Consider the following 10559-nt stretch of genomic DNA (forward strand, 5'->3'; position numbering starts at 1 on the left):
ACTGGAGCCATATGGGGCGAGCATGAACACGACCGTGATACATGATAGGTGCGTCTTCGAACGCGTACCGGTCGATATGCCAGTGCCCCGGCATCCCTGTCGCTTGGATTAGAGCTCCGTCCCGCTCCTTACATACATGGATCGATTTCTTGCGGTTTCAGTGTGTTCTGCCCCTCGCCTGAGCCCGGCAACAACTGCGATGCTCCGTCAGGTTCAATCCCGACGCTTTGAGTGGGACGGCTGAGGGTACGGAAGAGTTTCCAGGTCGCGAAGGAGATGCCTTCGCAGCCGCTGCGATGAAGCACTCGCAGCGGTGTGAACCTCGATAAGTGTTTGGTGCAGGACCTTTCCTCCTGGCAAAGGTTCCTGACTCTGATTATTTAGAAATGAAGTCAGAACAGGGAAACTGCTGATCCGATTCATGTAAAAAAGCGATTCAAAATCGTCAGGGCCTATTTTTGCCCTTGACAGACCGGGGCCTTATAAGGGTTGAAGCCATGGATAGCCTGCTGCCACGTGAAGACAGGGAAGCCGGGAAAACGCTGCAGTCCACCTTTGAACAGCAGGGCATCGCGGTGAAAACAGGCGCAGCCATCAAAAGCATTTCAGTCGAGGCGGGAACGGTCCATGTCCATTATGACGGCTCCAGCGCAACCGAAGAATTCGACAAGGTACTGGTCGGCATCGGCCGCACAGCGAACATTGCCGGGCTGAACCTTGACGCTGCCGGAGTAGCGACCGAACAGGGCGCTGTCAAGGTTAACGAAATGATGCAGACCACCGTTCCCCACATCTACGCGCTGGGCGACGTGATCGGTGGCATGACCCTGGCCCATGCGGCAGAAAAAGAAGGGTACCTGCTTGCCCAGAATCTTATCCAGGGCAGTCGCCACCCCCTCGACCATCGTGCTGTGCCGCGAGTTGTGTTCTGTCACCCCGAAGTGGCGGCAGTAGGAACACATGAAGCCAGGGCCGGCATTAAGGCCTTCACCATGCCACAGGCCCCCAATGGCCGCGCCGTGGTGGACAAAGTCGCGCCGGCCTTCGTGAAGCTGTTTATCGAGGAGGATACCTCTCAGATCGCCGGGGCAATCATCATCGGAGAAGGGGCAACAGAAATGATCCACGAGATGGCAGTGGCGGTCGAAAACCGTCTAACCCTGGAACAGATAGGGAAAACGGTCCATGCCCATCCGACTCATTCCAAAAATGTTCTGCTAGCCGTCCAGCACTTCAATTAATTCAACGATCGATCTCGTTATGATCGTCACCAAATAACCCGCCTCACATCAGTTATGATCGCAAGCGGCTCTCCGGCTTCGGGATGGAGAGCCGCTACGGGAACGTCCCTGCCCCCTCGTAAGCATCCCCAGCCCCCTAAAGGAGGAGCGGGAGTCTTACCCTGACGGTTTTACCGGCAAAAGTGAGGCTCTAAGCGCTGAGAATGTGTTCTTTTTGGCCAAATCTAGCGCAGCTTTAGGTTGTTAGCTTGGTCCGACCCCACCCCCCCTGCCCATAAGATTTAAGTTACCGCTCCTTGTCGAATCTCATTGTTTTGTGTCGGTTTATGTATGCTTGTAGTCCGTGTCCTGCGACTGCAAGTTGCTTCATTGCTTCAACATGATGCTGTCCTGTCTTGATGTAAGTGTAAACGTAGATCGGAGTTGATGTTTTGAACTTGACCTTTATGAATGAGTCTCCAATTTCATATGCAGAAACTCCAGAATCTCCGCCGCGATTCATGTACCGTTCCATTTACGACTCCTTTTCAGGGAATTAGTTCGATTTGCCTAAAGGTTTGGGAGGTCATCTGACGGCTTTTCTGTCAGGTGCATCTTCCTTGTTGTGCGCCATCAGTACGGTCGCCAACATTCAGTCCCTTTTGCACTGGCATCGACAATGATTTCAGTTTTGGGGTCGACTTCTATGAGTACAGTCTTGCCTTCTCTTTTCAATCATTTTGTAAAGTCTTATTTCGTTCCCGTTTTTCAGGGTTTTTATTTTAATTGGGACTTTTTTGGATAGATGCCCGACCAAATAAACATAAGAAGTAGAAAACGGAGTTCCTTTCAAACGTTTCAGATCTTCGCCGAACACTCTGTATGCCCAGCCAAACTTCCGACACAGGCAGAAAGCAACGTTGAAATGAGAATTACTGCAATAAGCTTTAGTGTCCACATTTAAAAGTTCCTCATTTTATTGTGCATAACGTCACAAGGCGCACCGGCTGAGCGTAGCGGAGACCGTGTACCGCCACTAGTTGAACTAGATCATTCAAAGTTCAGCGTGGCTTGAGCCTGCTCGATATCCGACAGATGTAGTTTTGATTTTTTATACATCGAAGTTCTTTCGACGATAGCTGTCACCCTAACTCTCTCTTTATAGAACTGAACATAGTGCTTGGTATTTTTCCCGGCTGGTGGAAATAGCTCAAGATTGTAAACAGTGCCTGATTCAATGTATTGGAACGTAAGGCTGTCACCTCTTGTTCCTTTGACGCTGGTTATTTCGCCGTCTAGTACTACCTCAACACCGTTGACAAAATCAGGCAGGATCTCATTATCCTCCGTCAAGTAGTCCTCAAAGTTACCCTCGTTAATTTTTGCACTGCCTGCTCTGAACTCACGATCAGGGCTAATCTCTATTTCCCCGACGGATTCATTTATGATCGGCGAAACAAACCCCTTGAATCCATTCCTTTTTATTAAGCCGTAAAGTTCTTTTGCTACTCTCGCTGGTAATTCTTTGTCCTCCACGAACGGGCTGCGCTTATGGTTACGGGCCTTGTTAATGAGTTTTGTTATCAGCCATGTTATTACCCCAATGTCTACCGGGTGATCGGCGACGTATGAGTTCAGGCCTTCTCGGATGTTATTGAGGTCTTTAAAATGCTCGGCTACCTGTCGCCAACTTTCATCACCTGCCATTTTTAGAAACTGTATAAAGTATTCTGGAACATCAAATGGAAGCTGTCCTGCAACATTATTGATGTGAATAATAGTGTCAACTACATGAGAACCTTCACGCGAAACGGTTGCAGTGACAACAACCTCACCATTTACACGGCATATCTTAACCAGTTCAGCGACAAGTCTTTCAAATGATGCGAGGGATTTACCGAGGTCCGAAAGAGGGATTTCTGAATCGTTTTCTGTGAAGGCGCCTACATACTTCAAGAACAGCTCATTCTTCATTTCATCCCTCCTTCATGTTCAATGTGGAAGAGCGCAGTGGCGGCGTCAGCCGGCAGTCTGTCGCGGTTAGACATGGAAGAGTTATGGGGTCAAGCTTGATAGATTGCAACTTCAAGCTCACGTCCCACCCGTCCTACCCTTTCAGCAATTCCTTGATCTATTTTTCGCCGCTGTTCCAGTCTTCTGACTACAGGCACTCATGAATGAGACGTCTCGTCCGAACCTCTTGGCAAGATCAGTCAACGCTACACTGCTGAACTCCCGAACCGCCCATGCGGCCACTCCCCGTGCTTCGGACGCCCAAGGAAAATTCCCGGGGACGTTCTTGCTTTAATGCATTGTAGGTCTTCCCACCACACCTGAAAATCCACCACCGATTGAAAAAGCTCTTCACCTCGCCTGCCTGCACAGCTTACAGAGGGTCCGCAGTCTACCAACCTCTACACTCGCATCAGAAAGATTATGTCTTATCATCCCATCCTACAACGAGGCCATTTTCTAAGGTGATTCGAAGGCCGAATCTGTTGCGCCCCATTGGGTGGTATTTCCATATCTGCTTTGATTTTGTCTTTAAAACTCGTTCGTCAATGTCGTAAGGATGCCCGAGTGAATCTCGTAATTGTTCTTCGGTCTGTCCTTGCCAAAAATGTCGACTCATAATTTTCTCTATCAACAATGGATCAGCATATTTAGCCGTAAGAGCCAATCGGCGCTGTTCAGCTTCTCTTAACGATGCAATTCTTTGCTCTTCCCTAAGCCGCTCCATCTCCAATTGCCGCGCCTTCGATCTTGAGGATGTGTACCAAAATGCAAACGCCACTATTACTGCTCCGCCGATAGCAAACGTAACCACACCGATTGCTTCAATAAATTTCACCACGACAAAAAGAGGCAGTCCGATGATAATCAGCCACACCAGGGCATTAGCCTCGGCTTTCGTCATTCGCTTGCCCATGCTTCCTCCTTCAGCACAACGTCGTGGGGGCACTGGGGCGGAGCATAGCGAAGACCATCTGCCACCGCCTTGTTGGAACTTCGGTTCTTCCTGCTCTATTTCCCCCAGAGAACGACAGCTCCAGTCATTAGGGTTATGATGATCACACCGAGGATGCTCACGCCCTTCAGGAACCTTATGCAGTTGTCCTGAGTGCGCGGAATCCTCATGACAAGCAGCCAGTACTAAGCTGCTTCATAGTCTTTGATCTTCCAGTAAGTCTTTTCCGCCCATCCACCCCACACGGACATTGACCATAGTCCCATTCCACCGGCCCGTCAGAATAGCATGAACACTTTGTCGTTTTTCATCTTCTATCCTTACGTTCAAACCACCTGAAATCAAACAACTTATTTCCAGTTCATAACAGAGAAATGAAGCCCCCTTACTCACCCCCCTGCACCACCCGTGACCTGTCTTTGCAATAGCGGACACGGGGGCTTCCCTAAGCGGCTGATCTGAAGAACAGTCGCTCGTAGTTTTCCGGTGCCTGATAGCCAACTGCCGAATGCCGACGGCGGCGGTTATAAAAGCCTTCAATGTAACGAAATATCCGGCTTTGTGCTTCACTCCGGGTTCTGAAGTGGCAATGGTGAACAAGTTCTCGCTTCAGGGTCCCGAAAAACGACTCAGTGATGGCGTTGTCATAACAGCAGCCGGTTCCGCTCATGCTTTGCAGGCCATCGGCACCCTTGACCAGGGTCTGGAACCTTTTGCTGCAATACTGCGAGCCACGGTCTGAGTGAAAGATCAGCCCCACATCGGGGCGTCGACGCACCAAGGCGTTTTTGAACGCAGTGATAACCAGGGTGTCCGTCATCCTCTTGTCCATGCTCCAACCAACAATCCGGCGAGAGAAGACATCCAGGATAACTGCCAGATAAAGCCAGCCTTTGGCAGTCCAGATGTAGGTGATATCTCCGGTCCAGAGCCGATCGGGGGCCGTGGCTGTAAAGTTACGTTTGACCAGGTTTGGTGCGACTGGCCGTTTGTGGTCTGAATTCGTCGTGACCTTGAACCGGCGTGTGGTCTTGACCCTCAGCCCGTGCTGTTTCATCAAGCGCCATATGCGGTTCTTGCCTACTCGGGTGCCTTGAGCGCGAAGCTCGTGGCCAATGCGGCCCGCACCATAGGTCTGGTCACTGTCGTTAAAAGCCGCCTTGATTTCAATCAGCAGCGCCCGATCCTCACGCTGCCGCTTGGTCGCTTCGGCCTTGAGCTGAGCGTAATAGTGACTCCGAGACACTCCGAAAACGCGGCACATCTCCTTCACTCCGTACTGGGAGCGGTGCTCGGTTATGAACCCGAATATCGATGCGGGTCCGTCGAGAAGATGGCCACTGCTTTTTTTAAAATGTCGCGCTCCCGCTGGAGTCGTTCATTCTCTTTGCGCAGACGCTTCAACTCAGCCTCCGGAGACTCCGGAGCAACGCGCCCGACAAAAGCGGCGTCTTGATTGCCCCGATGTTTCTGAACCCAGCCCTTCAAGACTCCGTGAGTGATCCCGAGGCTGCGTTCAACCTCGCGAACACCCAGGCCATCTTCCATAACCATACGGACGGCTTCACGCTTGAAGTCTGAATCGTACCGTCGATTGCCCATGGACACACCTCCTGTTCCCGTTAGAGTAATTGATGTGTCCGCTAAAGTGAAGATAGCTCACCCGCATCCCCCCTACCCCCGCACCACCCGGAGCCCGCATGTCCCCTCTGTCCGCGAAGCCCCAGCAAACACCCGTGGCCACACGCCCCGCATGGCTCACCACCACGGAGTCATAGGGCACATCGAGGTGCTCCCAGAGCAGGACGTCAATTTCACTGAATCGCGGGGAATACTTGGCGAACGGCTGGGGAGGGAACGGTACGGAAAGGCGCAACACAGCATTTTCACGACGTTTCATAAGGAAACCCCTGGTGCTGTAAACGAATGATTCAGGTTAGTAACATGCAATTAACATTTAATCAATTAGGGAAATTCCTGATTTATTGCACTGTTCGACGGTCGGCAACGGGCCGCGCCACTATCCGCGCTGATCGCAAAAATAGTTCTCAAGCTTCGGCCGGGGATGCCGATAAGAATACCAACAGGTCAGAAGAAGCAGTTGGTATGATTACACACCTTCATTGCGTTGGCCCTGCGGGCCGGAAAGGAGGCGAGATATCGTAACAGCTGGGAGAAAACCTAAATGAGTAGCACCGAGGCAGGGCAACCTGCCGGTCGATCCCCGCTCGGGCGGGGACAGGCACAGAATCAGAAAAGGCTGTACGGCACGTGACCGTACAGCCTTTCGCATTTTAGGGGGAGAATCGCGCGGGAGTGGCGGGCCTTACGCGCTGCACCACCGGCGCCAGATATCCCGCAGGGCCGTTTCCATACGGCGGGCGAATCCGGCGGAGTCGCACAGGGGCGAGCCGGCCAGGCGGGGGCGCATATCCCGGCGCAGGGCGGCCAGCCGGGCGGGGTCGGCGGCAAGGGCGGCCGCGGCGGCGATGTATTCTTCCGGCGAGTGGGTGATGAGCTCGGGCAAACCCAGGCAGGTGAGGATGCTGGCCCCGACCCGGGCGACATGGCGGGTGCCGCAGCAGGTGAGCACCGGCACCCCCATCCAGAGGGCGTCGCAGGTGGTGGCGGTGCCGTTGTAGGGGAAGGTGTCCAGGGCCAGATCGAGCCGGTTGTAGAGCGCCAGGTGGTCATTGAAGTTCTCCACGAAGGAGACGAGCTCCAGCCGGTCCGGGGAGACGCCCCGGGCCCCGAAGGCGTCGCTGACCCGCCTGCGGCAGGTTTCGTCGGCAAAGCCCTTGAACTTGAGCATGAGACGCGAACCGGGCACGCGGCCCAGGATGGCGCTCCAGGCGTCGATCACCTGCGGGCTCACCTTTGCCAGGTTGTTGAAGGAGCCAAAGGTGACCCCGGCGCCCGTGAGGCATGGCGCCTCGCCCACGGGGGGCGCGCCGGCGGGCGGGGTATAGCAGAGAAAGCTCTGTTCGAGCCGGATCAGCTGCTCGGTGTGCAGGGCATCGGCACTGCCGGGGGGGTCGGCCACGGCGTCGGTGATGCGGTAGTCCATGGCGCGCAGGCCGGTGGTGTTGGGGTAGCCGAGCCAGGTCACCTGCGCCGGCGCGGGTTTCAGGGCGAAGACCTTGAGCCGGTTGTGGGCCGTGTGGCCGGCCAGGTCCACGAGGATGTCGATGCCGTCGGCGCGGATCATCTCGGCCAGGGCGGCGTCGCCCAGGCCCATGGTTCTGCGCCAGAGATCGGCATGGCCCCTGATCCGGGCGGTGACGTCGTCCTCCTGGCGCTGGCCCCGCTCGGAGTAGCAGCAGATCTCGAACTGCGAGCGGTCGTGGCTCTCCAGGAGGGGGAGCAGGAAGTAGCCCACGGGGTGTTTGCCCAGGTCGCCGGAGACGTAGCCGATGCGCAGCTTCCGGCCGGGGTCCCGGTCGCACTGGCGGGCGGGGACGGACGCGGCGGCCGGGGCATGCTGCTCGCCCCAACGGACATGCTCCCGAAACAGGGCTTCGTCGTCCATGTCGCTGTAGTGCAGCATCATGAGCAGATCGCTGTGGAAGACGGGATCGTGGGGATTGATGGCGTGGGCCGTGCGGAAGGCGGCCAGGGTTTCGTCGACCCGCCCCTGGTGGCGCAGGGTGGTGCCCAGGTTGTGGTAGGCCGCGGCAAAGCCGGGCTCGATTGCGATGGCCCGGTTGAAGCAGTCGGCCGACTCGTCGAGCCGCCCCTGGGTGGCCAGGATATAGCCCAGGTTGTTGTAGGCCTTGGCGTAGTCGCGATTAAAGGAAATGGCGCTCCGAAAGCTGGCGGCGGCCTCGTCGAGCAGCCCTTTCTGCTGAAAGACGACCCCCAGGTTGTAGTGGGCCTGGGCGAAGCCGGGCCTGAGCCGCACGGCCTCCCGGTAGCAGGAGAGTGCCATGTCGAGCGCGCCCCCGGCCAGGTGGGCGTTGCCGGCGCGCCAGAGCAGCTCGGCATTGGGAGCCGCAGCAGCGGACGCTGCACGGTGGAAACAGCACTGCTTGTATTTCTTCCCGCTGCCGCAGGGGCAGGGGTCATTCCGCCCGATCTTGCTCATCTCGATTCCCCTGGGTAAGACATGGACATGCCCGGCAAGGACGGCACCACTGTTCTCAGCCAGTGTCCCGTGTAGTTACTGGGCTCGGAGCGAGGCAACTCCCTCGTCCCAGGCGGTCAGCATTCGTTCGCCGACCGGGCGGAACGCCGGATGGTCCTTCATGTACGCTGAAAGCTCACCCCGGGTATCGGTCACGGCCCCGGCCGCCTGATCAATAATATGCTCGATCTTCCCGACCGGCAACGAGAGGTATGCCACGGCAAACTTTTCCAGCACCTTGCGCGGCCACCATTTTTTCGTTCCGGCCAGTGACAGGGCAGGCACATCCCTGGAGAGGTACGCTACTGTCGTCACCACGTCGTAGACCGGCGCCAGGTGAACGGCCGCGCCGGGCCGGTCGTAGAGTATTCCGAAATTCTTCAGGTGGGCGTCGCCGTTGCGCACCATGCAGGAGAGCACCAGCGAGGCAAAAAACTGCTCCCGGGCGGCCTGGAGAAACTCCCCGGAAACGAAGTCCCTGATGCTGCGCGCCACCCGTTCGTAGCTGCTGCCGTACTTCTGCGCCGTGCCGAGCGCCTGGAGGGCGCACATATCCTCGAAGCCCCGCGGCGAACCGTCGGCGGACAGATCAAAGCGCTTCATGACGAACAGCCCGCCATTCGCGGACAGATGGAATTCGGGCACCGTCAACCCGGCCCGCTGCGCGGCCGTCATGCAGAAAAACTCGTTGGCCCCCAGGTGCGGATACTCCGTGCCCCAGGATTTCACGATGTAACGTCCCACCGTGGCCGTCCCCCGCTCCGAGGCCTCCAGCATTATTTTGGGCTGCACGCCGGAGATCCCTGAGCGGAGAGCGTACTTCGACACCAACTCGTGAAACAGTTCTTCGGTATCGGGGTATGACAACAACGCATCGAGCGATTCCCGTGTTTCCGCAATGCCGGGAAGGGAAGCGCCGGGAAGGGAAAAGCGGTTGCGACCGATTTGATTGCCGCCGGTCACCCGGAGGATGGAAAGGTCATCCTCGCCGGCAAGTTTTGAGATGGCTCGACGAATCGCCTCCAACAGCGCCCCTTCCGGCAGATTCATCTGGAAGATCGGATGGAGATCCCGGCTCACCCAACTCTCCAGGCGCACCGGCATGGTAAGCGACACCTGGGTTGCGGGCGATTCGGCCGCCGGATCGTAGGCAAAGACGTACTGCCGTCGGTCCGCTGAGCGATCCAGAAGACCGGCGCGGGACTCTGCAGCCCATACCGCCAACGAACTCATGGCGTGTCGTTCTCCTCCCTCAGTTCATCAAGCGTTGGGGGTCGGCCCGCCGGACGAACTCGCAGCTCCAGGCCGAGGTAATCCAAAATACGGATCAATTTTCGGACACCGACGTCCTGCACGGTTCCCGACTCGATCTGGCTGATCGTAGCGCGGCTCATCCCCAGATCTTTTGCCATTGCCCCCTGGGAAATTTTGCGCCGCTTGCGCCCGTTTCGTATTTCTTCTCCAATGGCGAATAGCATACTTGCATTATATGCAATACAATACCTGAGATCAAGGTGATTTTGTTTTATATACAAAACACACAGATCACTGCAAAGCTCCCACGACCAGTTTCTGCCGGAGGGCCCTGGGGTTGATGCAGCGGCATACCTAAGGTGGGTCAACGAGTAACGTGAGAAGAGGTTGTATCCGACACCATCGGCCTGGAAGCTGTTTTGCCATAACGCTGCGTCAATTGTCGCGTCAACTGCCGGCCTGGAACGGCAAGAGGGGCAGGTATCGCACCTGCCCCTCCAAACCAACCTACTGATTTAATTCACGCTGTCTTTGGTGCCCGGAGCCGGGCTCGAACCGGCACAGCATTGCTGCCGAGGGATTTTAAGTCCCTTGTGTCTACCAGTTCCACCATCCGGGCGGTACCGGGTCTAATCGGCGTACTCACGATTTACGCGTTCGCGGAGTTCTTTGCCGGTCTTGAAGAAGGGGGTCTTCTTGGCGGGAATCTTGACTATGGCGCCGCTCTTGGGGTTGCGGGCCTCGCGGGCGCCGCGCTCACGGACGGTGAAGCTTCCGAAGCCGCGGATCTCGACCTTCTCACCACTCTTGAGGGCGTCGGCGATGCTGTCGAACACGATGTTGACAACCATTTCCGAGTCCTTGCGGGTGAGCCACGAGTTTTTCTCCGCCAGCATTTCTACCAGTTCACTTTTTGTCATCACAATACTCCTTGCTGCTTGATTGACTCTGCCGCGGTGCCGGCGCCGCCCGGCGGACCGGACGGCGCCGTCCG

General features: G+C 56.2%; 10 protein-coding genes and 1 tRNA gene. 1 reads left to right on the forward strand and 10 read right to left on the reverse strand.

Annotated features, from left to right (window positions below; translation table 11 throughout):
* Nucleotides 1–497 precede the first annotated feature (497 nt).
* Nucleotides 498–1241 (forward strand): oxidoreductase dimerization domain-containing protein, encoded by a 744-nt coding sequence (locus AC6CDK_RS16910; protein WP_226048349.1) that lies wholly within the window; start codon nucleotides 498–500, stop codon nucleotides 1239–1241.
* Nucleotides 1242–1527: 286 nt separating this feature from the next.
* Here the strand turns inward: AC6CDK_RS16910 and AC6CDK_RS16915 are convergent, their stop codons facing one another.
* From AC6CDK_RS16915 to AC6CDK_RS16960, 10 genes are all read right to left on the reverse strand, one after another.
* Nucleotides 1528–1755, reverse strand: a complete 228-nt coding sequence (locus AC6CDK_RS16915) for a hypothetical protein (RefSeq protein WP_039643332.1) — start codon at nucleotides 1753–1755, stop codon at nucleotides 1528–1530.
* 515 nt (nucleotides 1756–2270) lie between these two features.
* Complete coding sequence (locus AC6CDK_RS16920) at nucleotides 2271–3194, reverse strand: hypothetical protein (RefSeq protein WP_192905517.1); 924 nt, start codon at nucleotides 3192–3194, stop codon at nucleotides 2271–2273.
* A 460-nt stretch (nucleotides 3195–3654) separates the two neighbouring features.
* Complete coding sequence (locus AC6CDK_RS16925; protein WP_202593987.1) at nucleotides 3655–4149, reverse strand: sensor histidine kinase; 495 nt, start codon at nucleotides 4147–4149, stop codon at nucleotides 3655–3657.
* A gap of 484 nt (nucleotides 4150–4633) precedes the next feature.
* Nucleotides 4634–5500 carry an IS3 family transposase gene (locus tag AC6CDK_RS16930; protein ID WP_192905519.1) on the reverse strand — a complete coding sequence of 289 codons (867 nt, stop codon included), beginning with the start codon at nucleotides 5498–5500 and terminating at the stop codon, nucleotides 4634–4636.
* Nucleotides 5485–5790: a transposase gene (locus tag AC6CDK_RS16935; RefSeq protein WP_192905516.1), complete on the reverse strand. Its 306-nt coding sequence runs from the start codon at nucleotides 5788–5790 to the stop codon at nucleotides 5485–5487. The genes AC6CDK_RS16930 and AC6CDK_RS16935 overlap by 16 nt, the downstream gene beginning before the upstream one ends.
* A 724-nt stretch (nucleotides 5791–6514) precedes the next feature.
* The gene (locus AC6CDK_RS16940; RefSeq protein WP_039643330.1) at nucleotides 6515–8272 is read right to left on the reverse strand and encodes an O-linked N-acetylglucosamine transferase, SPINDLY family protein; all 1758 of its coding nucleotides are present in this window, start codon (nucleotides 8270–8272) and stop codon (nucleotides 6515–6517) included.
* Between the two features lie 75 nt (nucleotides 8273–8347).
* Nucleotides 8348–9544, reverse strand: a complete 1197-nt coding sequence (locus tag AC6CDK_RS16945; protein WP_192905515.1) for a type II toxin-antitoxin system HipA family toxin — start codon at nucleotides 9542–9544, stop codon at nucleotides 8348–8350.
* Nucleotides 9541–9789: a helix-turn-helix domain-containing protein gene (locus AC6CDK_RS16950; RefSeq protein WP_039643328.1), complete on the reverse strand. Its 249-nt coding sequence runs from the start codon at nucleotides 9787–9789 to the stop codon at nucleotides 9541–9543. Before AC6CDK_RS16950 ends, AC6CDK_RS16945 begins: the two co-directional genes overlap by 4 nt.
* A 308-nt stretch (nucleotides 9790–10097) precedes the next feature.
* Nucleotides 10098–10184: transfer RNA gene (locus AC6CDK_RS16955), tRNA-Leu, on the reverse strand.
* A gap of 10 nt (nucleotides 10185–10194) precedes the next feature.
* Nucleotides 10195–10485 (reverse strand): integration host factor subunit beta, encoded by a 291-nt coding sequence (locus AC6CDK_RS16960; protein ID WP_039643327.1) that lies wholly within the window; start codon nucleotides 10483–10485, stop codon nucleotides 10195–10197.
* Nucleotides 10486–10559 lie beyond the last annotated feature (74 nt).

The organism is Geobacter sp. PheSNFMC (assembly GCF_059620965.1).